The following is a 24484-nucleotide window of genomic DNA, read 5'->3' on the forward strand; positions in this document are numbered from 1 at the left end:
TTCAATTACCCCTAGCAATATAGATCTACGATAATTGTTTCGTCCGGATGTTTTCAAAGATATTTTCAAGATCTTTTTTCATCGCCAGCTTGATTTTAGGTACGAAATAATAGAAATTATCTTCTTGATTCATGTATGGCGTCAATACGGCTGCCCGAATGACGGTAATTTTACCTTCTTGATTCCAATCCGCTTCAGTAAATCCAAGACTTTTTACAAATTCAAGCGGGCTATTGCCATAATCCGGAATGGCAAAATCCGTATGAGAGACGATGTATTCCTTGCTATATAAGCTATCTTTCACGTATGAAGCTTCTTCATAGAAGGCATGGTTGAGCCGGTTCATGTCAGCCAAGTTGTCATTACCCTTTTCTTTGAGAACGTAGTCCACCATGTTGAAGTCGGGGCTAACAAGCGGATGAACTTCAATCGTTCGCTCGCCAATCTTAAAGCTCAAATTCTTTAAGAAATCGTAGTAACGATGGGAACCTTCCACTGATGCACCTTGTAATTTACCATAGCCACTCATATTAAGCGGCAACACATGATGCGCTGTCCAAACAGAAGCCGCAGTCGCCCCAGCCTTTGAGCCTTCAAGAATATATGCGCCTAATAATGCCGGAATATCTGCGCCCTTTTCAAATACATAGGTTGCAAAATATGAAATTACGTCACGCATCTGAAGATCTTTGATCACAATACCCCCAGCAGAATACGGCACATAGCCCATTTTATGAGGATCAATTGTAATTGACTCAACTTGATCGAAGGCCTTATAAGCTTCATAAACATCACGTTTAATCATCTGTTTGTTTTCAGTAAAAACCCCATACTTTTGGTGAAGGTCAGGTAACTTTTCATAGGGAACAAAGTCATTATTCTCATCCAGGAAAATGGTTCTAAAATAGCCGCCATATGCTGCATCCACATGAATGTAAAAGTAAATTCCTTCACTTTCCAACTGCTTACGTAACGCCACAATCCTATCAATTTGGTCCACAGCGCCTTCCTCCGTGGAACCGGCTACCCCAACAACTCCCAAAATGGGGATCCCTTTAGCGGCTAGATCGCGAATAATTGCTTCAAGTGCGCCAATATCCATCCTAAAATCATTGTCCAAAGGCACGGGAATAACTTGGTCTAAGCCAACACCAATAATGTCTGCCGCTTTCATCCAAGAATAATGCTTTGTTTGCGGTACCAACCATTTTCCCAATTCCTGTAAATGTTTCCCACTACGAGCTGATCTGGCCTTAATTTCATCCAGTCGGTTACCAGACTTAGTCAACAATTTCATAATTTGGTTTGTCGATAAATTCAATAATTCCCATTCCGACATTCCAGCAACTAATTCTGGCACGACTTCTTTAACTGCTAATGGGAGTGACTTAATATTTCGGGCATACCAAAGGCCCTCTAAGTTGGCCAAGGAACCATCGGCAACAATGTGCCCCCAGCCGTTTTGATATCCCATCATGCTCGCAAACTCATGCCCGACTTCTTCTTCCATTTGTGAAGTGGCTGGTGAAGATTCATAAGCAACATTATTGCCATTCCATAGCATTGCGTAGTTGTATGCCAATAACGCCGGCATGAGCGTTTCGGAATTCATGTGCCCCCAATAGCGACCAGCAGAATGCCAAGGAACGGATTCAGTTCGAATTCGTTGAGACAGTTCGTCCAACACGGACTTCATTCGGTTAACAGTTGCACCAAACGCCGGTGAACCCTGCTCTTCATGTGAAATCATCTTTTTATCTTGCGGCATGTAATTTTGCCGCCAGCCGATATGCTCATCGATTAACTTGTTTAACAGACTTTTATAAAGTTCCCCATTTTCTGCCTTATCCCCAATAAATAACGCATCCAAATTTAGCTGTTCAGATTCTTTAATCATCATTTGCACCCTCCATTTGCATCGTTTGCAATTGCAAAGTTAGAATACGCTTCCAAAAAGAAACTGTAAAGGGTATTAATTCTGGTTATTGAGTTTTTAATTTTCAAATTAAATTTTCAAAAAATCATTGACAACGGCTGCACGCATTAAAAAAGGATAACCGGTATCGGTTATCCAAATGACTAAATATTTTTTTAATCAAAATTTTATTTATTTAATCCTGGACATGAGCTAAGAAGTACTTCTTTTTCCCCCGCCGAATAATGACAAATTGACCGTCAAACTTGTCATGTGGGTCAATTACCTGATCTACATCAGTAATTCTCACGCCATTAACGGTAATGGCACCGTTTGTAACGTCTTCTCTCGCCTGCCGTTTGGATGGTTCAATTTCGGTAGTTACCAGCAGCGTCACGATATCACTAGGGGTTGACGTAATTTCAACGCTGGGCGCTTTGCCAAAAGCTGCTTGTACTTCCGTGGCACTTAACGATCCAATGTTGCCAGCAAACAAAATATCGGTGATTCGCTGAGCAGACTTTAATGCGTCTTCGCCATGGACGAACCGAGTAACTTCCTCTGCCAAGCGTCTTTGAGCCAAACGATTCTCTGGGTGCGTTTTTAATTGCCGCTCAATTTCAGTAATCTCCGTTTGATCCAAAAAAGTAAAATATTTTAAATACTTGATGACGTCACGATCGTCTTGATTGAGCCAAAATTGATAAAATTCGTATGGTGACGTCTTCTTTTCATCCAACCAAATAGCTCCGCCGGCCGTCTTACCAAATTTAGTACCATCGGCCTTAAGCATCAGCGGAATCGTTAGCCCATAGACTTCAGCATCTGCGCCGGCAACTTTGTGAATCAAATCAATTCCACTTGTAATGTTGCCCCATTGGTCAGCCCCACCGATTTGCAATTGCACGTTGTATTTTCTGTGCAATGTTAAAAAGTCAACAGACTGCAAAATTTGATAGGCAAATTCCGTAAAAGAAATGCCGACATCAAGGCGGCTGGCAACAATGTCTTTGGCTAACATGGTATTGATATTGAACAGCTTGCCATAATCCCGCAAAAACTCGAGCAGCGAGATTTTTGACAGCCAGTCGTAATTATTCACAAAAGAAATGTGGTCAGCCCCACCAAATAATTTTTGCATTTGGGCAGATAAAGCGGCCACATTGTGTTGGACCGTTTCCATCGTCTGCAATTGTCGCTCAGATTTGCGGCCGCTGGGATCGCCAATGCTGCCAGTAGCGCCACCGATCAAAATATATGGATGGTGATCGGCCAGCTCAAAGCGTTTCATCATCATAAACGGGATTAAATGACCAATGTGCATGCTGTCACCGGTTGGATCCACCCCACAATACAATGAAATTGGCCGGCTGCTCACCAATTTCTTTAACCCTTCCGCATCAGTTTGTTGATTCACGGCCCCTCGCCAAGTTAGTTCATCGATAATATTCATTATTCATAACCTCCGGAATAGTAAATTTGTGGAAAATTCCTCCACAAACATAAGCAAGCTGGTCAATAGTGTCAACTAAATTCTGGTTGGGATGCTGTTCATCAATTTCACATATTCTCATTTATAGCATCTTTATTTTCAGAAAAACACCATGTTTTTTCAGTAAATAAAAAAGCTAACCTCTTCAATTACTGAAAAGACTAGCTTACTTGCTTTCGCCTCGCGCCTTCTTGGGCTTGTATTTCCGTGACGCCGGTAACGTGTTCCATTCCTTGCCGGGTAACCACTAGTTGTTTGCCGAATTTTCGGATGCTCCCCTTGGGAAACTTCCATGGCGTTTTACGATACATTTGCCGCACGTAATCATCGGCTTTATGCCAACGCTTTGCCGCTTCTGTCGATGACATAATATCCGGGTCATTCAGGTCAATCATAACTTCGCCCCCATTCCAGTATCCAAAAACTGTCGTTCCCAGTCAAAATAATCCCTAACTGAAATGATTATCCGCACCCTTTTCAATCACCGATGCGATTTGGTTGGCTAGCTTGTGCAGCCCAACCAGCAACGATACAGCCATGATGAACAAGATTAATCCCGATATCAAATTTAGATTGGCCCAGTTTGCCATCAATAAGATGACAACCAATGGTATCAAAAACAAGGCGTGCAAACTAACCCTAAGCCCCATTGGACTTGTTAATTGCCGCTGCAGCCGCGTCATTAAGTGTGCCATAAAACATTCCTCCTTCACGATTTTTACTATAAGTGACAATTGTTTTACCTAGCTGACGATTACATGGCCACATTCAGCACAAACAACGCTACCATCATTTTTTTTGATAAACTCAATGTCATGACATTCTGGACAATGAATTGTTGTATCTGTCGATTTCATCAAAACGCCCACCTTTCAATTATGATCTGTAAGCCACTACCTTCACCTTAATAACATCAAAAAGGGCGCCCCTTCGCTAAACTCATAACGAAGGGACGCCCTTTTACGCGGTACCACCCTAATTCAGGGTCGTCAAATACCCTGCTCTTAACTCCAAATATCGTTGAAGTCACCGCGCACCCGGTTCTTGTAGTTCATCATATCGCCCTGCATAGTTCTCACCAGCCACTATTTCTCTTCACACCGAGACGATACATTACTTATTTAAAAACCTGTACGATTGATGTTGACCATAGATTAACATGCAAAAATGAGAATTTCAATAGTTTTAATCTTTTTGCTTCAAGATAATTTAATTTGTCGGACACCCATTTTGACGATAAAAAAAGATTTTAATGTCCCAAATCCGGACTGATTAAGGATTTAATTAGCCAATGCCCTTGAATATCTATGCAATGACAACTGGTTGAATTTTCATAATCATTCAACAAAAAGTGGCTCATATCAGCTCAGCCACGAATCATACCAAAACTTTTTCTTAGTGATGATTTCTTGGGCTATCTTTACCAACCGGTTTTTTTGCTGATAAAACAGAAGGCTGTCAACATTTTGATGGAAATTTCGAGTAAGTTCAGCCAACTCAGTTTTATCTTGAAATAGCCATTTTAGCGCATTCAACTGCTCATAAATGATCACCAAATTGATTGCTGACGGCTGCATTTTGCGAATTTTCATTTGTTCCTTAAGGCTGGTAATAACTTGATTCCTAGCAGCCGCCGTTGGCAAATAAATGACGTGAGTATCCAAATTCGTTTTTACTGACGTCTTTTCAACCAGCCCACTTTCAAGCAACTCGCTGCCAATACCATCATAAATTTCGTTCGCAATATCCCAACTGGTAATGAAATCCAAAGCAGTTTCGAGAGGCTGCTTTTGTTTAACCGCCGCCGTGATCTTTGCTTTTAGCCCATTTAAATAGGCAGGTAAATGCGTCAACTTTTCCTCATTTTCAATCGCCAGCTGATTATTCCTTATTGATAAAATGCGTTGGTCAATCAAGTCCAGTAAAGCCGCCAAAACAAAGTAGGCTTGATTGGTAAATCGCGTCCGTAGCATCGGCTTTTTCTCGATCCGTTCCGTTAATAGTAAATCATTTTTTGCAGTGATGAATTGCATGGTGCCGCCTCCCATTTTAGCTTCTAAATAATGAGCAATTACATGATAACACCGATGGTAGAAGGCGGAAATAGATGAAGAAATTAGTCACCCACACCTTGCTAGTTACTGACGGCAAAAAATGTGAATTTGTTTTGTTTCACGTGAAACATCAAAATTGATTTGCTGATAAAATCTGATAAACTGCCTTATTTCGTAAAAAATACATCCAAGTCCTCTAAGGTATTCATATTCTTTAAAATCGATTGCACCGCGTCAATTAATGATAATACCAGCACAGCGCCGCTTCCTTCTCCGACAGCCATATTAAGTTCTAATAATGGGTCCAGTCCATATCGTTGCATGACCAGTTGGGTGCCTCGCTCCTTTGAAGCATGAGAAGCAATCAGGTGTTGACTAATGCCCGGGTACAGCCCTTCAGCAATTGTTAATGCAGCTTCCGAAATGAATCCATCCATAATCAACGGTACGCCATTTTGGGCCGCGCAAATCATGGCACCAACTTTACCTCCAATTTCGAACCCACCAACCTTACTTAAAACGTCAATTGGGTCTGCTGCATCTGGTCGCCACTTGGCAATGGCTGCTTCGATCACGTCTGCTTTATGTTGAAGCCGCTGATCCGAAATATTCGATCCTCGGCCAACGACACTTGCAACTGGTTCGTTTAGCATCACTGCAATAATTGCTGAAGAGGCAGTTGTATTGGCAATTCCCAGTTCCCCAATTGCCAAAACTTGGTTCCCATCATCAATCGCTTGGCTGGCAACATCATACCCGATTTGGATTGACTGTTCAGCTTCTTTTCGAGTCATTGCGGGACCCTGCAGCATATCAGTTGTCCCCCTTCTGATTTTTCGATTTAACACTTTAGAATTAGCTACATCCGCATCGATGCCGACATCAATTACTTGAACCGCGCATCGATTTGCTTTGGCAATTGCGGCAACGGTGGTATTGCCGGCCATCATGTTAACCGCCTGCAAGGCCGTTACATTTCTCGGAGTAGCTGAGACGCCTTCTCGTTCAACCCCATGATCGGCAGCAAACACTAGACAAACTCGTTTTCCCGTTTGAATATCAACCGTTCCTTCAATTCCGGCAAGTTTATCAGCTAGGATTTCAAGTTTTCCTAAGCCGCCAATCGGTTTACACTTATGATCCAATTTAGTTTGCATTTCTTCAATTGCAGCTTCTGAAATGGGCTTTAACCCTGTTCGTTTTTCTAACATATTCAAGCTCCTTTGATTGCCAATTGTGCCATCATTAATTTGAAGCTAATATACCATTAAAGCCGCGGTCTGATCTTACCTGATTATTATTACTTTTTTGCGAATCCAAGCATTCAGTAAACAAAATAATGCTAATTCCAAAAAGTCGTAGAATTATTTTGTTCACTTGATAAAGTCAGGTCAAAATTCTGGCAATCGATTTCGTTCAGACTATGATAAAAACAGAACATGAATCGGACAGCTATGCCGGGCAGAAAATGACAGATATGTCTCCTTAGTCAAAAATTCCAGAATGAGGAATTCCCGTTCAAAAAGACTTATCTACAGGATTTCTATGCGCCTGGCTCCGCTCACTGCATGAGAATGGAGAGGTGTACCAATATGAATAAATTCGTTGCTTATTCAAATAGTGAAATTATTCGGGATCTTAAAGAAAACGTTCCAACTGGAAGGGTTAATATCAGCCCTGATTTTCTTGAGCAGGCAGAAAATGATCAATACGGCGTCAAATTAGCCGATGGTCTGCCGTTAGCATTAATCGAGGCTAAAACCGTTAAGGACGTCCAAGGTGTTTTGAAAACCGCTAGGAAGTTTCATATTCCAGTTGTCCCAAGAACGACAGCTACCAGTACGGTGTCTGGATCAGACGCGATTGCTGGCAGTTTCATCTTATCAACCGCTAAAATGAATCACATCAAAGAAATTAATAAAGCTGATCAAGTTGCGGTTGTTGAACCAGGCGTCATTAATCAGGAATTAGACGATGAAGCTCGAAAATTTGGGCTCTTTTACGCGCCGGATCCAGGGTCCAAAAAGATTTCGTCGATTGGCGGTAACGCATCAACCAACGCCGGTGGGATGAGTACTGTTCGCTATGGCACAACTAAGGATTCTATTTTAGGCTTAAAAGTTGTTTTAGCCGATGGGCGAGAAATTCAGTTAGGTTCCCGCAGTCTAAAACAAGCATTTGGCTACAATCTTACTCAGTTATTTGTTGGCTCGGAAGGAACCCTTGGAATCATTACTGAAATCACCGTTCGCCTGTTTCCAATTCCGCTTGGCAGTTCCATTATGGGATTAGCGTTCTTTAAGGATATGAAGACATTGTCCACTGCCGTCACAGAAATAAGGGGATCTGGTGCCTATCCGTCCATGTTGGAGGCATTGGACGCTGACACCGTGAAGGCCTTGGATAAATACGAAGGCACCCATTATTCTGAAAATGCCGGGGCAATGTTAATCTTGCGACTCGACAGCAGCAATGACGAAATGCTCAAAACCACCGAAAACATTTTGGCAAAACGCGGCGGCCAAAACTTACAACTAACCACTGATCCAAAGGAAGCTGCCGCAATTACCAAACTCAGACAAGACATGTTGCCGGCCGTCTTTGCTAATGGCCAACACGTTATGGAAGACATGGCCGTACCGCTATCCAAACTAGCTGAGATGATGGATTATATTAAGAAAGTTGCCGATCAATTGCACTTGGAAATTTATACGGCTGGTCACGCGGGCGATGGTAATGTCCACCCGACGATCGTTTGGACTAAAACTGATGATGATAGCGACGATATCCCTGATGCCGTTCAAAAAGCGCTTCAGTTGATGTTTAGAAAGGCGCTTAAACTGGGTGGCACCATTTCAGGTGAACACGCGGTTGGCCTACTAAAGAATCAATGGAATAACGAAGAACTTGGTGATGACGTCGATATGATTCAGCATCAAATTAAGGCGTTATTTGATCCAATGAACATTTTGAATCCAAAGCGAAAGATTGATTAAACGCTTCAAGTTGTCAGCTACGATGATAAAGAATTCAATTTAAAACAGGTCCTTGCTGGTTGCAAATTTCACGTACTCATTAGCTAACAACTATCGATAGTAAGCCGCCCTCATTGATTGGCCTTTTGACCAATCAATGAGGGCGTTACTAGTTCTTATTGAATTAATAGGCAGTCCAGCCACCATCTACGGGTACAATGGCGCCATTAACATATCGGGCTTCATCGGAAACTAGGAACAAAGCAGTGTTAGCAATTTCTTCAGCCGTTCCCGGTTCCGGCGAAGTTGCCATTCCAGTCGATTGACGTTTGAATCCAAATTCATCAACGTTTCCCATTGACTTTGCAATGTTGGTTTTAATTCCACCAGGAGCAATTGCGTTTGTTCGAATACCATCATTTTGGTACATATACGCTGTGTTTTTGGTAATTCCAACAACCGCGTGCTTCGATGCCGTATATGCAACCCCAGCACGAGCGCCATGAGTTCCACCGGCAGAGGCAATGTTTAAAATAACTCCCTGCTTTTTTGGTAAGAATTCTTTAATTGCTTCTCGTGTTGCGTACATCACACTATCTGTGTTTACGGCGAATACTTTTTTCCACATATCATCAGTAACATTTCCAATTGGCGCCATATTATCCATAATCCCAGCATTATTAACAACAATATCTATATGATCAAAATGTGCTTTAGCCGCCTGAAACATTTCTTTAATGCTATCTTCATCAGCAACGTTGGTTTTTATTGAGAATGCTTGTCCGCCTGCATCTTTGATAGCAGCAACCGTTTCATTAGCGCTATCAATATTTAAATCCGCAGCAACGATGTGAGCCCCTTCAGAAGCAAACAATTTTGCCATTGCTGCCCCCATACCAGATCCCGCACCGGTTATAATAGCAACCTTTCCATTTAAACGATCAGCCATGAAAACCATCTCCTTTAGTTTATAAATCGCTTACAATTTTATTATAGAAGTATGTCTGCATTGAGTAAAAATAAACGACTTATAAAATCATCAGTGAAATGCTTACTTATGATATGGACTCCCTTCGTTAATCATAAACGCGCGATAAATCTGTTCGGTTAACACTAGCCGCATTAACTGGTGTGGCAATGTAAACTTTCCAAATGAAATCTGGGTATTCGCTCGATCGAGAACATGTTTTGACAAGCCAAGCGAACCGCCAATCACAAACGTAATGTCGGAATGACCATAAGTGGTTAAGTCAGCAATTTCCTTCGCAAAGGCTTCAGATGAGCGTTCTTTGCCCAAGATCGCAAGTGCATAAACGTACTCGCGATCTTTAATTTTAGCCAAAATCCGCGAACCTTCTTTATCCATTACCTCATTCATTTCTGCTTGACTCAAAGATTCTGGCGCCTTTTCATCGGGAACTTCAACAATCTGAAACTTACAGAATCGCGATAACCGCTTCGCGTATTCAGCGATTCCTTTCTTAAAATAAGTTTCCTTTAATTTGCCAACCACGACTAATTTGATATTCAATTCAAAAATTCCTTTCAACGTCATTTAGTTTGTGTACAAAAAGCTGTTTATAAACAAGTTGTCCACAAAGTTATCCACAAGTTAATGTGTATAATCATTATTTTTGAACCCCGCATTTTTTTCGAATTTGTCAAGCACTAAAAAACTTATCCACACAACTGTGGAAAACACTCGTTCGCAATCATCAACCGCAAACCTTATTATAGCAGCAATTTAAGCAGCAAACAAAACCATTTTTTAAAGCAAAAAAAGTTATCCACAAATTCTGTGGATAACTTTTAACAATTGGGGGATAACTTATTAGCGTCCATAAATCAATATTTGTAACTTGCCTGTGAATTATCCACATAGTTATCCACAAGCCAAATGTGAACAACTACTTTCGTTTTAATTTGTTAGTTAATTATTTACATGAAATTTACACAGAAGTTCGGATTTAGCAATAATGTAAGTTGCAAGATTCATTTAACCGTCCCCAATCGTTCGGAAACGTGTCTAAACAGCCGATTAAATGAACAAAACGTTCCGTTTCTCTCATTATTTTTTAAAACCACAAACTTCGTCGCTTCTTTTCGTATTTTAGATACTAGAGGTGATCAAATGTCAGTTAAAATTCAATCTATCAATCACATGAATGCCTTTCTTCTTCCCGCCACCATTCAACCACAAGCCAAAAATTATCACGTTTTTCAAGCTGATGATGGCGTCATTTTATTGATTCCAGTACCACCAGTAGCCAACCTAAAAAACGACTCCTCTCAAATCGAGAACGAGCCGTTATAAAATTCATTATTTACTTGCTTCACTTAATACTTTATTCGTTGCCTTTTGGTTTAAGGTAATGGTGCTAGTCTTCTTTTCACCCTTATGATAGTAAGTAACCGAGATCTTATCGCCAATCTTATGCTTGTACAAGATATCACGCAATTGACTTTGTTCGGTAATCTTGGTGCCATCTAAGCTTGTAATCACATCGTACTTGGCAATTCCAGCCCGTTTAGCCGGCGAGTTTGCATTTACTTGAAGGACAACAGCTCCTTGAGTGACACTCTTTGGCAGCTTCAATACAGAGCGTTGCTGCTCTTCTGAAATATTAGACAAATCCGTGTAGCCAATTCCTAATGCTGGGCGAACAACCTGACCATTCTTAATCAATTGATTGATAATGGTGACAACCTCATTACTTGGGATTGCAAAGCCCATTCCTTCAACGCTTGTTCCCTGTTGATCCGAAGCTAACTTCATCGAGTTAATTCCAACTACTTGACCAGCCAAGTTGATCAGCGGGCCGCCTGAATTACCAGGATTAATTGCCGCATCCGTCTGAATAACGGTTGCGTTACCGATTTGTTGACCACTTTCCGAAGTTTGCGGCACTTCTCGTTTCTTAGCTGAGATAATCCCTTGGGTCACAGAAGTTGCGTATTGAGAACCAAGTGGCGACCCAATCGCTAGAACTGGTTCGGCAACTTTAATATTGTCGGAATCACCAAAGGTTGCAACTTTATTAACCTTATTGGAGCTAATCTTGATAACTGCCAAATCAGTAACGGCATCTTTACCAACAATCTTAGCGGAAACCTTTGACCCATCGCTTAAAATGATTTCCAAAGCACTAGCACCGGAAACCACGTGATTATTGGTTACAATATATGCGGTGTTGCCACTCTTCTTGTAGATCACGCCTGAGCCTTCGCTGGAAGCTTCCAGTTCACCACTTTTTTTACTCTTGCTCGAAGAGGACGTGTCACCGCCAAGAATCCCAGCCAAGGTATTATCACTTTGACTTTCCCGCTGCAGGTTAATAACCGAAACAACCGTACTTTTAGTAGCGTTAAAAGCCTTTTCAGCCTGTGTACTAAGGTTAACTTTCATGTTAGAAACCTTAGTGTTGCCATTTTTATTGCTACCGGAAATTAATTCGGTTCCAGTACTACTGTTACTATTATCAAAATATGAAATACCGCCGTAAGTGATGCCACCACCCAGTGCGCCGGCAATGACAGCTGTTGCAATAATTTTTCCAATACCATTTTTTTGGGCCAATTAGTGTTCCCCCTTTTCTTTTTACATTACAATATCATAATACCTTTTTTTATTGAAAAAAGTATGTTTAAAACTTTAGGAATCTTTAAAGGAAATCTAAACAATCATTAAAGGTGATGCCTGATCTGGCTCAGTATCATATAATTTGAAGTCCTTGCCAACTCCCAAATCATGATCAGCCAAGATAGAAGCTACTGTTAAGTGACATAAAGATTTCATGTTATTATGTTGACTGCGATGACCCAGAAAAATTTTCTTGGTCCTTCTGCCAATAACATCTAACATTGTGTTGGCTCCATCTTCATTTGATAAATGACCCTGGTCGCCCAGAATCCGCTGCTTTAGTGGCCACGAGTACTCACCATTTTCCAGCATCTCAATATCATGGTTGCATTCCAGAAGATAAGCATCAGAATCTTTAATGACACCTTCCATTCGATCCGAGACATAACCTGTGTCAGTTAAAACCACGAAGGATCGGTTCTTATGATGAAATACATAAAATTGCGGCTCAGCAGCATCATGGGAGACTGAAAAGCTTTCGATATCAATATCACCAAAATCTTTAACCGTGTCTGGCGGAAAAATATTTTTCTTTTCAGTTGGTATTTTACCAATCCGAGAACTCATTGCATCCCAGGTTCCCTGATTTGCATAAACGTTTAAGTTATAACGCCGAGCCAAGACACCGACGCTTTGTCGATGATCTGAGTGTTCATGAGTAACCAATAATGTGTCTACATCATTGAGATCACGACCAATTGAGCTCATCAAGTGCGCAATCTTTTTACCACTCAATCCTGCATCTAGTAAGATTTTGTGCTGCGGCGTTTCAATATATGTCACATTACCAGTACTCCCGCTGGCAAGGACACTGATTTGCATTTCATCGTTATCCATTCTTAAAGCCTTCCCAACATTAGTTAATTTCAGATGAACTTTGACTGTTCTTTAAATTTTCATCCGTTTCTTTGATAATGCCACCAGTAAACGCATTAATCCGCTTAATTTGAGTTTGAGTCGAATTTTGAGGCTTAATCGCAATAATCCAGGTCGGAATAAAGACTCGGTCATTATCAATTGACAACAACTTCGTATATCCTAACCGGGTCCAGGCAACTTTAGTGTTGTTTGGTATTTCATTATACTGATATAGCCAGATTAATGCACGGGTTTCGGAGATTGTTTCCGATTTTTCCCGCAAGCTTCTTATACCTTGAAGATACGTTTGGGTGTAACTAACAATTTGGTAATTGGTGTTCAACGTAAATTTAATCTGAGCTTCAGATGAATACATCAAGCTGCCCATTGCTTTTTGCGAGTACACCAAATTTCTAGCGGTTGATAATTCTTTATTGTAAGTGTACTGATCTCCAAACAAAATAAAGGTTGGATCACTTAACATTCGATTGACCGTCTTTTGAGGCGCGTCTTTACTAACCGTAATCGGTTCTTTAAACTCACTTTCCAATTCATGATCAATGTAGCGGGGAGTCTGATTGACCAGCTGCCCCATTTGGTTTCGCAAAACGTCATTTTGTGTGCCGGAAATGTAATAAGCAAACCCCTTTTTATTCGATACATCGTCTACTTTAATCTGATCATTTCGCATTTCTTTGACGATTTTAGAGTTTGAGTCACCTTGGGACACGTTTTCGGTTTGTAAGTCATTATTTTTTTCGAACATTCCAAATAAGAAGATATCAATCGCAATGAAGGTTACTAGAAAAATAATCTCAATTCTTCTAAAGTTCACCGGGCTCCCCTCCTTTCCTAGTACTGATTCATCATCTCTGTATAGCTGTGCCAACGCCCTTTATAGTAAACATACCAGTCTGGGTTAAGGTCAACTAAGAGCGGTGACGTGCTATCTTTTTTCCAACCATAGCCAAGCTGAATTTTTTTGATTGCTTGGCGCTTATAGCCATGGTCAGCTAATCGTTTTAAGACAACCTCAGTTGCAGGTAAAGTAAGGTACCCTTTTTTGCTTGGAATTGGCACTTCTGGATTATCTAAAGAAAAATCCATTCTTTGAGCGCTTGAATTAATTGTTCGCGTTGAAATCGTTCCAAAACCATTAGTCCGAAAAATCGGAAACCCTTGGACAAACGTTCGATACATCACTGTTCTGGTTTGAGTATCATAATCAAAGAAACGCACATTATCTAATGATAATCCCAAGTCTGACAACTTGTTATAGGAATTAGTCAAAACCGAGGTGATGTTCTTTTTGTTTTTGTTTGGCCGATAATCAGAAAAACGACCCATGCGGGTTTTTGAATTAAATAACAGCTGAAGGGAACTTTGATCGCCATAAATCACAACGTTTTTTCGCCGCTTGGCGTTGACGCTTTGAGAATCATCATCTGTCAATAACCGGCTAACATAATAATCCTCTGATTGCCGGTCAATCAAGTACTTATAAGGCTGCATTTGCACCGTGGTATTTACATAAACCAACGGCTGATTATTAAACAGCTTAAAGGATGCCGGGATTGTTCGCATATCCATTGTTAAAACCTTGTTCAGGGCTTTTAAAGAATGCTTGCTAACCTTTACTTGATAGACTTTAAATCCCTGATCATTCAACAAGTAAATCTTAGTTGAATCGTTGGTTGGCAAGATAATTCGGTTAACCGTATAATTCGGAAACTTTTTAAACCGGTTGCCAACGTTGAGATTTAAAATTTTCATTGATACCGGCGTCGGGTAACTTAACATGACCGATCCAGGTTGATTAGCAATCTTAAAATACGTTTCCTTTGAGCCGCTGCTGTACCGGGATATTTTAGGTTTTTGATAATCCCGAATCGTCCGTTTTAATTCAGAAACAACGTTGACCAATTGATTAACCAAGATGTGCTGCTTACCTGCATTATTGGTATAAACAGCCTGGATAGGCGTGTAAACATAGCGCTTAGGCTTAATCATGGTCTCAGTTTGCGAATTTTGTTCCGGACTTTGTTTACTTCGATAATTAGCCGGATTCGTCCACAAAACCATTGAAAGAGTGAGGCTGACAATAACCGCAATGGTTAAGGCAATTGGTATCAAGTATTTGCTAAACTTCATCCCACAAGTCCTCCTCCTTGATTGGCTCATATGGCAACGCAATATAGAAGGTCGACCCTTTGCCTTCGACACTTTCTACCCAAAGTTGGCCTTTAAGCGCTTCAACCACCTCTTTTGAAATGGCTAATCCAAGGCCACTGCCGCCTTGTTGTCGCGAACGGGCCTTATCAACTCGGTAAAATCGGTCAAAAATATGGGGAATATCTTTTCGCGGAATTCCCAGGCCTTGGTCACTAATGCTTAAAATAACCTTATTGCGAGTCTCGTACAATCGACAAGTAATGACGCCACCATCCGGTGAATATTTAATCGCATTATTCATTAAATTATCGAGAACTTGGGTAAAACGATCAGTATCTAAATCAACCCAAAGATCTTGGTTAGTGAATTTGCGTTGAATCGTATACGTTTTTTCAGGATGATCATCCTTTTTAAGAATCATATCAAAGCGGTTGAGGACATAGTTAAACAGTTCATTAATATTAACTAATTCAACGTCCATTTTTTGGGTGCCTGAATCCATTCTGGACAATGTCAGTAAATCATTAATCATCCGAATCATCCGGTCGGTTTCGTCTTGGGTCACCTTCAAAAATTTGGGCGCTAATTTTTCATCTTTCCAAGCACCATCGGACAAAGCCTCAATATAAGAACGAACACTAGTTAGCGGTGTTCGAAGCTCATGGGAAACGTTGGAAACAAATTGTTTGCGATCTTGGTCAATTCGCTGCTGTTCGGTAATATCTCGCAAAACGCAAACCAGGCCACTGATAAATCCTGATTCACGTTGAATAAGCGAAAAATGCGCGTGTAAGATCAAACTATGATCATCACTTGAGAAGTCCAAAATTAATTCGTCCGGTTTTTCAAGTAAATCTCGCAAGCTATAGTCTTTTCGAATATCTAAGACATCAAGAATGGATTGACCCATCGCTTGATTCTCATCAAGATTCAAAAAACTAGCGGCGGTTTCATTAATAATAATCACATTTCCCCGGCGATCCGTTGCTAACACACCATCAGTCATGTTCGCTAACACCGAATCCAATCGGCGCCGTTCAGATTCAGTCGATTCATGAGATTCTTCAACCCTCACTGAGAGGTTGTTGACGGCACTAGCCAGTTGGCCTAATTCATCGTTACCATAAACGTGGACTTGACCAGAATAATCACCCCGGGCAATTCGAATCGTTTGCTTCTTCATCTCTTCAATTGGCCGTGTAATCGCTCTGGAAATCACAATTGAGATTAATAATCCCAAAATGATCGCAATCGACGCGGCAAACAAGAAGATCACGGTCGTATTATTAATGGTCTGATACACATCATCAAGGTTGGCTTTGGTATAAACAACCCCAACTAAGGTACTGTTATTGCCAGAACTTTTGATTAACGGTGAAATCAACGTGTAATAACGTGTGTCCGTCGTCGAATCATAAGTGTTCTTTTCAATTGTCGTTCGCCCGTAAATCGCGTTTTTAACGTTATCATCCGTCGTCTTTTGGCCAACAATTGCTTGATTATTCACCTGATTAGTACCGCGAATGGTTCCTTTGGTGTCGATAACTTGATACTGAGCGTTATTTGGGCTGCCGGAATCGTTTAAGATTGTCCGGATTCGCCGATTCGCTGCGGTTTCATTTGTCCGCGACAATTGCGTGGTCAATGAATTGGTCACGTAAGTTTGCAACTGAATTTGATTTTTAAACGTCGATAAATTTTGATGTTCCAGCTGCCTCACGAAGACAGCCCCCACGATTTCAAGTGTGACGAGTAGTACCAGGGCGAAAACCAGCGCTATCTTAAATTTAATTGATTGGTAAAACTTGATTCGATTATTCACAACCAGCTAATACCCCTTACGTTTAAATTCATGCTATGCTTGGTCACTTTCTGGGTTCCTGAGGTAATAACCGACCCCTCTGCGGGTTACTAACCAGGTTGGATGGCTCGGGCTGTCTTCAACCTTTTCACGTAAACGGCGAACCGTTACATCCACTGTTCGAACGTCGCCAAAATAGTCATAGCCCCAAACCGTTTGTAATAAATGTTCTCGAGTCATCACTTGGCCAATATGTTGTGCCAAGTAATGCAGTAATTCAAATTCCCGGTGAGTTAATTCAATGTTTTCACCACGCTTGGAAACCGAATAAGCTTCTGGGTGAATCACCAAATCACCAATTTTGATATCTTGATTATCATCATTTTCGTTGGAACTGCTATTATTGGTGCCCTGGCGCCGTAAGTTTGCTTTGACCCGGGCAACTAATTCGCGGTTAGAAAATGGCTTGGTAACGTAGTCGTCGGCACCAAGTTCCAGGCCAAGAACCTTATCTAATTCAGAATCCTTAGCCGTTACCATGATAATAGGAGTATCCTTTGTCTTTCGAACTTCTCTGGCAACTTCCAAGCCATCAACTTTTGGCAGCATAAGGTCTAAGATGATCAGGTCCGGATCAACATCCTTCACTTGCTGCAGTGCTTCTTCACCATCGTAGGCTACGGAAACTTCATAGCCTTCTTTGGTTAAATTAAATTTCTCAATATCGACGATCGGTTTTTCATCGTCAACTACTAAAATTTTCTTTGCCATTAACAATTTCTCCTAACATGGATTTTAGATTGTTATTTTTTCATGAATTTGCGCACACCAACATGTTGCTATTATAACACAGGTGCTTCTAGGGAGAATAAAGCCGAACGTTGCTGGATCTGTACGAGATAACGTTATCTTGCGGCCGATGAAATTCTCTAAAGATACTTCGAAAATTCAAAACAACAATTACTTTTGGAAAACCTGTTGCAAAACTTTTTTTCATATGCTATTATATTTAAGTCGGTTAGTGATGGGCAGTTAGCTCAGTTGGTAGAGCAACGGACTCTTAATCCGTGGGTCCAGGGTTCGAGCCCCTGACTGCCCATTTATTACATACTACTAAATAACGATCATGCCGCTGCTTGCAGCCATGGTTGTTATTTTTTTTGCTCAAAATTTGATTATATGAAAAGGATCGAGGCAAGTCAAGCAACAGCGTTGGTTTTGACTGTCTCGATCCTTTTATGCTTGCTGGGCATATGAGATCGATGAAAACTTATTATACGATTTTACAAATAATAACTTAACCGTCCCTCGCGGACCCGACCGGTTTTTTTCAATGATAACTTCAACTTCACCCACATCGTTTTCATCGTCTTCGCCACTCGACCCACTGGATTGGTCATCATCGTCCTCGTCTTCATCCCGATAATAATCATCCCGGTATAAGAAGGCAACGATGTCGGCATCTTGTTCAATTGAGCCGGATTCTCGAATATCAGATAATACCGGCCGCTTATCTTGCCGTTGCTCAACGCCACGAGAAAGTTGTGATAAAGCAATAACTGGGACATGGAGCTCTTTGGCCAGTTTTTTTAGTTGGCGGGAAATCCCGGAAACTTCTTGTTGCCGGTTTTCGGCGTTGCTGCCTTCAATCAGCTGCAAGTAATCAACAACCACTAAGCCTAAATCCCCTGATTCCTTTGCTAACCGACGGCACTTCGCCCGAATTTCTGACATCTTAATCCCTGCGGTATCGTCAATAAAGATCTTGGCTCTAGATAAACTGCCCATGGCGACCACCAGATTTTGCCATTCGTCTTCAGTCAACTGGCCAGTCCGTAGATGATTTGCATTAATACTGCCTTCCGCACATAGCATCCGGTTAACTAAGGACTCGGCACTCATTTCCAAACTAAAGATCGCAACGGTTTTATCGGTTTTGGTGCCGACATTCTGCGCAACATTTAACGCAAAGGCTGTTTTTCCAACGGCTGGTCTGGCGGCTAAAATGATTAATTCATCGTCATGCAGGCCCGTCGTAATCTTATCAAGCTCTGGATACCCAGTAGACAGCCCAGTAACCGTATCACCTTCTTGAGATAGCCGGTCAATCTCATTAAACGTATTATTCAAAACGTCTTTAATTGCCTTAAAACCAGACTGATTTCGGTTCTCGGCAACGTTCATAATATCACGTTCGGCGTCGTCTAAGACGGTCGTAATATCATCATCAGTGTTGTAACTATTGGTCACAATATTGGTCGCCGTTTGAATCAAGCGCCGCAGTAACGACTTGTCTTTGACAATCTTGGCATAGTAAGCAACGTTAGCAGCGGTTGGAACCGAGCCAGCCAGGTCGGCAATGTACTCCATGCCGCCAACATCATCCAAATTGTTCTGTTCAGTTAATAAATTGGTAATCGTCACAACATCAACGGCTTGATCACGATCGTTTAACTCCACCATATCTTGAAAAATAATTTGATGTGCCCGTTTGTAAAAATCATCGGGCTCCAAATATTCCATGGCTTCAATTAAAGCATCCGTGCTCAAAAAAATGGCACCTAGAACCGCCTTTTCCGCGTCAATATTTTGTGGCGGTAACTCATTTACAAAATCATTGTTCATTTAAGTTCCTCATTCATTAAACAACCAAAAGTTCAGTATGGACATTCTAGCTCATTTTCTCATCAGTAGCAAAAAAATAGCAGCTCCCAATCGTTCATACCAGAATTTAAGCCAATCAAACCCTTTCCTGGCGGAACTGGCTTTGATTGGCTTAATTGCTAGTCGCTTTTATTGCTATTTTTCTGCCACGTGAACGCGAATTCGAGCTTCTACTTCAGGTCGTAATTTGACATGGACATTGGTATAACCAGCGACCCGAATTGGATCAGCCAGTTCAATTTTGCGCTTGTCCAGTTTAATGCCATATTGCTTATCTAAGGCAGAGGCAATCTGCTTACTTGGAATTGATCCGAACAATCGGCCATCAGTGCCAGCCTTAGCAGATAATTCAACCACTGTCTTGTCATCTTCTAATTGGGCCTTTACTTTTTTGGCTTCTTCAAGTTCTTCTTCTTCGCGTTTCTTTTCAGCCCGTTGCTGACCTTCAAGTTGGCTCATCGCAGCGCGGGAAGCCCGTTTAGCTTTGCCGTTTTTAATTAAAAAGTTTTGAGCATAGCCGTCAGGAACTTCTTTTACCTCACCACGTTTACCCTTACCACGGACGTCTTCTAGAAAAATGACTTTCACAATCGATCACTCCTACTATCCTCAAATTAAATACCTTTATTCATTATCATCGATATACTTAATGGTTTCAAGCAGTAATTGTTTAACATCGGCAATGGACTTGCCTTCGATTTGAGTGGCCCCACTCGATAAGTGACCACCGCCGCCCATTTGCTCCATAATAATCTGGACGTTAATTGAGCCGGTGCTTCGCGCAGACACACCAATTTTACCATCGGAACGCTTGGTAATAATAAATGACGCGTCAACACCCGACATCGTCAACAGTGAATCGCAAGCCTGAGCTGCGGTTACCGGGTCATACGCCCGATCTTCTTCACCAACAATCATCGCCATATTCTTATGGAAGAATTCAACCATTGAAATCAGATGGTTGCGCTGTAAATAATTATCGATATTTTCCTTCATCAACTGCTGCATCTCGTCAGAATCCGCTCCCGCCGACCGCAAATAACTAGCTGCATCAAACGTTCGCGTCCCGGTGCGCATTGAAAATGATTGGGTGTCAATAAAGATCCCGGTTAGCATCGCCGTTGCCTCAATTCGATTAATCGGTTCTTCTTCATGAGGCTGGTATTCAAACATTTCAGTAATCAGCTCACACGTTGATGATGCATATGGTTCGATGTAAACCAGCATTGGGTTCTCAGGAAATTCTTCTCCTCGACGGTGATGGTCGATGATAATCACGCGCTGGGCCATTTTCTCGTATAGTTCTTGAGAGATACTAATGGATGGCTTAGAGTGATCCACCATGATCAATAAACTGCTGTCAGTGGCTTTTTCTAACGCTTCTGTTGGGGTAATAATCGAATCGTTAATTTCAGGATATTTTTTTGCGGCTTCCAGTAGCCGTTGAATATCCGAATGAACTTTTTCTTTGTCTAAGACAATCCAACACTTTTTATTATTCATTTGCGCAATTCGGCGAATCCCAAGGCAAGCGCCCAGTGCATCCATATCAGGTCGCGTATGTCCTTGAACAAAGACCTGATCAGATGCATTCATTAATTCGTTTAAAGCTTGAGAAATCATTCGTGCCCGAACCCGAGTCCGTTTCTCCATTGGGTTCGTTTTGCCGCCATAGAAGCGGGCCGTCCCATCCAGTGACTTGACCACAACTTGATCACCGCCTCGACCCAATGCGAGGTCAAGATTACTTTGTGCCTGATCGGCCAAGCTATTTAAGTCATCTTCTCCATAAGCAATCCCAATACTTAAGGTCAACGGGAAGTTTTGCTTGGAAGTGGTCTCTCGCACGACGTCCAAAATATTAAACTTATCGTTTTCAATCGCCGTGAGTGACTTTGCGTATGCTAACAAGAAGAAATGGTCATCATCAATTTGCTTCAGGTACATGCCATATTTTTGAGACCAAGTTGCCAATTCATTGGTGACGTAGTTACTTAAATTAGAAATTTCCTGATCAGTCATTGACTGCGTAATTTCGTCGTAGTTATCCAAGAAAATTTGACCAACGGAAATTTGCTCAGACTCATAGCGTTCCTGAATATTAGCGTACTTCGTAACGTCCATCATGTAGATTGAATTGTATTCCTTTTGAATCAACAGGGTAAACTTGTGGCCGCGCCAGGTGATGGTATGAAAATCGTTGGATTCTTCATACTTCATAACCAATTGCTGTAAGTCTTGGTCAATATCAACAATCTTTTTGCCTAACACGTTTTCATCCTTAAAATACTGCATCAAATAAGGATTCGTCCATTCAATCAAGCCATCACCATTCGTGACCATGACACCAATCGGCATTTCGAGTAACGCTTCTTGCTCACCACGATGAATTCGATATGATAAATCAGTAATGTAGCGATTGGTATCAGAACTAATCTCATTCATCATCACAATTGTGTAAACTAAGCCAATCACACTAATGATTACCATGATCGCTGACACAAGAATATTATAGAGAAATGAAACGACGACGCCATAAATAACGATTAGGGCAATAAATATCATGATTCGCCGAAGCCGTCGATTATGAACAAACGGTGGTAGCTCACCGTCATTATGTGCAAACCAATTTTTCATTTTATGTCCTCTTACTCAATGTGCTTAATGGTTTTATTTTACCATAAAATCAAATTGGGCGATGACTTGCCACTCTTTGGATTTATTGTCCACGCTAGCGCTTTACTATGATTTCAACGAATTTAACTAAAATCAATTGCCCAATGCCCAAAAAAGAAGCCCAACAATTAAAACTTGCGGACTCCTTAATTCATAACTATGCTTCACTAAATCATTACTGATCTGTACTTGGTACTAACTTATGCTGATGTAAGTAGGTCACACCGCCAAAGACAACGGTCCAAACAATCGCGCCCACCGCCCCAAAAATGTCTTCTGGAATGAAGAAAAGGGTGAAAAAGACCACTACGAAAAAGCCAATTGTTAATGGACTCATGAGTTTATACGCCGGCATTAAGAACCCGTTAGGCAAAAAGTCACTGGATGCCCGATATTTTCGATGAGCCAAGAGTGCCAAGGTATACACAATAATGTACATATCACTGGAAACCCCAGTCACAATCGTAAAAACAGAACTTAAAACACTTGTTAGGCTCATTAAAGGGGTAATTAATACCAAGATGGCTGAGAAAATAATTGCATTAGCCGGGACACCATTTCGAGAAATTTTAGCAAAATTTTTACGTAACCAGCTATCGGCAGGCACTTCAGTTGCTAGTTGGTAAAAATGACGGCCAGCTGAGAAGATACAACTATTGAGTGCCGAAGCGGCTGATGTCAGAACAACAAAATTAATTAAAGCAGCGGCGGCTGGAAAACCAGCTAATTTGAAAACTTGAACGAACGGACTGGCATTTTGCGAAATTGACGTCCAGGGAATAATTCCCATGATGACAATCAAAGCGCCGATATAAAAGATCAAAATTCGCAATAAAGTTTCATTAACGGCTTTTTTAATCACTTGATGAGGTGATTTCGCCTCACCGATCGTGATGCTGACAAATTCGATACCTTGAAAGGCAAAGAACACCATTGGAAAGGCTGAAATGAAACTATAAATGCCGTGAGGAAACAACGTGAAATTGTTAAAAACGTTTGCGAGCGTCGCATGGCCTAGTGGGGTAACTGAATTTTGAGCCATCATAAAAATCCCAGTAAAAATCATTGCTAAAATGGCAAGAATCTTAATCATGGCAAACCAAAATTCTGCTTCGCCAAATAGGCGGGCGGCGATTAAATTAACCCCCGCTAAAATGCCGAGAAATACAATTTCAATCAGCCAAGCTGGAACGTGGGGGAACCAATACTGAACATAAGTCGCCGTCGCGGTTAATTCTGCCATACAGACAAAAACCAGCCCAATCCAATACGTCCAGCCGGTAAAGTGGCCAACCGTAGGACCAAGGTATCGCGAGATAAAAGAGACAAATGTATGTTGTGACGGGTCAGAATAAAACATCTCGCCAATTCCTCGCATCATAAAGAAGAAGAAAAGGCCTAAAACAACGTACACTAACATCACCGACGGGCCGGTCTTACTAATTGTACTACCTGATCCTAAAAATAAGCCGGTCCCAATCGTGCCGCCAATTGCGATCATCTGCACGTGGCGATTACTCAAAGCCCGCATCGTGCCGTCTTGGTTCTCCGTAATTTTTGATTTCATAGGCATCCTCCTGAAGATAAGATATAAATAAGATTATGGTTAAAATTGTTCTCATGTTAATGCTGGTATCTTATCATAATTTGAAAATGGATGTTATTTATAATGACATTTCGTTATAAAAGTAGGAATTTTTGTTGATTTATTAATTATTATTAGGGAATGATGTTATATTTTTTTACATTATTTGATAATTAGCCAGCATTTTAGCAATTACCAACCGAAAGGTACAAGCGCCACTTTTTGACAACAAATTGGTTTTTCTCTTGCTTATGATTACCAAATTACCTGTAAATCATGAAGAAGCCCTGCTTAAATCATAAGAGTTGAAATAATAACCCATAAAAGTATAATAGTATTATGATTATTGAACTAAATGCACAACAAACAGACGAATTAAGAGTGCGAATTTTTAAGGCGTTAGCAGACCCGATTAGAATTCAAATTATTCGCTACCTAAGGAGGGTGAATAAAGAGACAACGTGTGGTGATGTTAGCAAAGTCATTAAAATGAGTAAATCGGCGGGCTCATATCACTTTAAAGTTTTAAGAGAGGCCGGCTTAACAATTACCCGAAAAGATTCAAGGGAAAAGTACGTTTCTTTAAACTACGATACCTTTGAAAAATACGTGAATCATTTTTTGGATTCTTTATAGTTCTGTCTACCAAGTC

At 41.1% G+C, this 24484-nt stretch carries 21 protein-coding genes and 1 tRNA gene; 4 read left to right on the top strand and 18 right to left on the bottom strand.

What is annotated here, in order from left to right; genetic code table 11:
- Window positions 1-25 precede the first annotated feature (25 nt).
- The 6 genes from tdc to cobT all read right to left on the bottom strand — a co-directional run bounded on the left by tdc (window position 26) and on the right by cobT (window position 6672).
- On the bottom strand, window positions 26-1897 hold the full coding sequence (gene tdc / locus YK48G_RS06885) for a tyrosine decarboxylase (protein ID WP_203630097.1): 1872 nt from the start codon (window positions 1895-1897) through the stop codon (window positions 26-28).
- A 214-nt stretch (window positions 1898-2111) separates the two neighbouring features.
- Entirely contained in the window at window positions 2112-3368 is a 1257-nt protein-coding gene (gene tyrS / locus YK48G_RS06890; protein WP_203629973.1) for a tyrosine--tRNA ligase, read from the bottom strand.
- 200 nt (window positions 3369-3568) lie between these two features.
- Window positions 3569-3802, bottom strand: coding sequence for a helix-turn-helix domain-containing protein (locus tag YK48G_RS06895; protein WP_203629974.1), 234 nt, complete (start codon window positions 3800-3802; stop codon window positions 3569-3571).
- A 54-nt stretch (window positions 3803-3856) separates the two neighbouring features.
- Window positions 3857-4102 carry a hypothetical protein gene (locus YK48G_RS06900; protein WP_203629975.1) on the bottom strand — a complete coding sequence of 82 codons (246 nt, stop codon included), beginning with the start codon at window positions 4100-4102 and terminating at the stop codon, window positions 3857-3859.
- 666 nt (window positions 4103-4768) lie between these two features.
- Window positions 4769-5440 (bottom strand): hypothetical protein, encoded by a 672-nt coding sequence (locus YK48G_RS06905; protein WP_203629976.1) that lies wholly within the window; start codon window positions 5438-5440, stop codon window positions 4769-4771.
- A gap of 188 nt (window positions 5441-5628) precedes the next feature.
- Window positions 5629-6672: a nicotinate-nucleotide--dimethylbenzimidazole phosphoribosyltransferase gene (gene cobT / locus YK48G_RS06910; protein ID WP_203629977.1), complete on the bottom strand. Its 1044-nt coding sequence runs from the start codon at window positions 6670-6672 to the stop codon at window positions 5629-5631.
- 381 nt (window positions 6673-7053) lie between these two features.
- On the opposite strand from cobT, the gene YK48G_RS06915 reads away from it, so the two are divergent.
- Window positions 7054-8457, top strand: a complete 1404-nt coding sequence (locus YK48G_RS06915) for an FAD-binding oxidoreductase (RefSeq protein ID WP_203629978.1) — start codon at window positions 7054-7056, stop codon at window positions 8455-8457.
- A 163-nt stretch (window positions 8458-8620) separates the two neighbouring features.
- On the opposite strand, the gene YK48G_RS06920 is transcribed toward YK48G_RS06915, so the two are convergent.
- Both YK48G_RS06920 and rlmH read right to left on the bottom strand, forming a co-directional pair.
- Entirely contained in the window at window positions 8621-9385 is a 765-nt protein-coding gene (locus YK48G_RS06920) for a glucose 1-dehydrogenase (RefSeq protein WP_203629979.1), read from the bottom strand.
- A gap of 102 nt (window positions 9386-9487) precedes the next feature.
- Window positions 9488-9967: a 23S rRNA (pseudouridine(1915)-N(3))-methyltransferase RlmH gene (gene rlmH, locus YK48G_RS06925; protein ID WP_203629980.1), complete on the bottom strand. Its 480-nt coding sequence runs from the start codon at window positions 9965-9967 to the stop codon at window positions 9488-9490.
- 600 nt (window positions 9968-10567) lie between these two features.
- On the opposite strand from rlmH, the gene YK48G_RS06930 reads away from it, so the two are divergent.
- Window positions 10568-10750 carry a hypothetical protein gene (locus YK48G_RS06930; RefSeq protein WP_203629981.1) on the top strand — a complete coding sequence of 61 codons (183 nt, stop codon included), beginning with the start codon at window positions 10568-10570 and terminating at the stop codon, window positions 10748-10750.
- A gap of 6 nt (window positions 10751-10756) precedes the next feature.
- Here the strand turns inward: YK48G_RS06930 and YK48G_RS06935 are convergent, their stop codons facing one another.
- From YK48G_RS06935 to yycF, 6 genes are all read right to left on the bottom strand, one after another.
- The gene (locus tag YK48G_RS06935) at window positions 10757-12013 is read right to left on the bottom strand and encodes a S1C family serine protease (protein ID WP_203629982.1); all 1257 of its coding nucleotides are present in this window, start codon (window positions 12011-12013) and stop codon (window positions 10757-10759) included.
- A 96-nt stretch (window positions 12014-12109) separates the two neighbouring features.
- Window positions 12110-12913 (bottom strand): MBL fold metallo-hydrolase, encoded by an 804-nt coding sequence (locus YK48G_RS06940; RefSeq protein ID WP_203629983.1) that lies wholly within the window; start codon window positions 12911-12913, stop codon window positions 12110-12112.
- A gap of 19 nt (window positions 12914-12932) precedes the next feature.
- Window positions 12933-13769, bottom strand: coding sequence for a two-component system regulatory protein YycI (locus YK48G_RS06945; RefSeq protein ID WP_203629984.1), 837 nt, complete (start codon window positions 13767-13769; stop codon window positions 12933-12935).
- 17 nt (window positions 13770-13786) lie between these two features.
- On the bottom strand, window positions 13787-15085 hold the full coding sequence (locus YK48G_RS06950) for a YycH family regulatory protein (protein ID WP_203629985.1): 1299 nt from the start codon (window positions 15083-15085) through the stop codon (window positions 13787-13789).
- Window positions 15075-16928, bottom strand: a complete 1854-nt coding sequence (gene walK / locus YK48G_RS06955; protein WP_203629986.1) for a cell wall metabolism sensor histidine kinase WalK — start codon at window positions 16926-16928, stop codon at window positions 15075-15077. The genes YK48G_RS06950 and walK overlap by 11 nt, the downstream gene beginning before the upstream one ends.
- Window positions 16929-16961: 33 nt before the next feature.
- Window positions 16962-17678: a response regulator YycF gene (yycF, locus tag YK48G_RS06960; RefSeq protein ID WP_203629987.1), complete on the bottom strand. Its 717-nt coding sequence runs from the start codon at window positions 17676-17678 to the stop codon at window positions 16962-16964.
- Between the two features lie 255 nt (window positions 17679-17933).
- On the opposite strand from yycF, the gene YK48G_RS06965 reads away from it, so the two are divergent.
- Window positions 17934-18006: transfer RNA gene (locus YK48G_RS06965), tRNA-Lys, on the top strand.
- Window positions 18007-18143: 137 nt separating this feature from the next.
- On the opposite strand, the gene dnaB is transcribed toward YK48G_RS06965, so the two are convergent.
- From dnaB to YK48G_RS06985, 4 genes are all read right to left on the bottom strand, one after another.
- The gene (gene dnaB / locus YK48G_RS06970) at window positions 18144-19532 is read right to left on the bottom strand and encodes a replicative DNA helicase (RefSeq protein ID WP_203629988.1); all 1389 of its coding nucleotides are present in this window, start codon (window positions 19530-19532) and stop codon (window positions 18144-18146) included.
- Between the two features lie 174 nt (window positions 19533-19706).
- Complete coding sequence (gene rplI / locus YK48G_RS06975) at window positions 19707-20159, bottom strand: 50S ribosomal protein L9 (RefSeq protein ID WP_203629989.1); 453 nt, start codon at window positions 20157-20159, stop codon at window positions 19707-19709.
- A 36-nt stretch (window positions 20160-20195) separates the two neighbouring features.
- Window positions 20196-22208 (bottom strand): DHH family phosphoesterase, encoded by a 2013-nt coding sequence (locus YK48G_RS06980; RefSeq protein WP_203629990.1) that lies wholly within the window; start codon window positions 22206-22208, stop codon window positions 20196-20198.
- Window positions 22209-22422: 214 nt separating this feature from the next.
- Window positions 22423-23814, bottom strand: a complete 1392-nt coding sequence (locus YK48G_RS06985) for an amino acid permease (RefSeq protein WP_203629991.1) — start codon at window positions 23812-23814, stop codon at window positions 22423-22425.
- A 357-nt stretch (window positions 23815-24171) separates the two neighbouring features.
- Here YK48G_RS06985 and YK48G_RS06990 point away from each other — a divergent pair, with 357 nt between their 5' ends.
- Window positions 24172-24468: an ArsR/SmtB family transcription factor gene (locus YK48G_RS06990; RefSeq protein ID WP_203629992.1), complete on the top strand. Its 297-nt coding sequence runs from the start codon at window positions 24172-24174 to the stop codon at window positions 24466-24468.
- Window positions 24469-24484 lie beyond the last annotated feature (16 nt).

Source organism: Lentilactobacillus fungorum, assembly GCF_016860605.1.
GTDB classification, from domain to species: domain Bacteria; phylum Bacillota; class Bacilli; order Lactobacillales; family Lactobacillaceae; genus Lentilactobacillus; species Lentilactobacillus fungorum.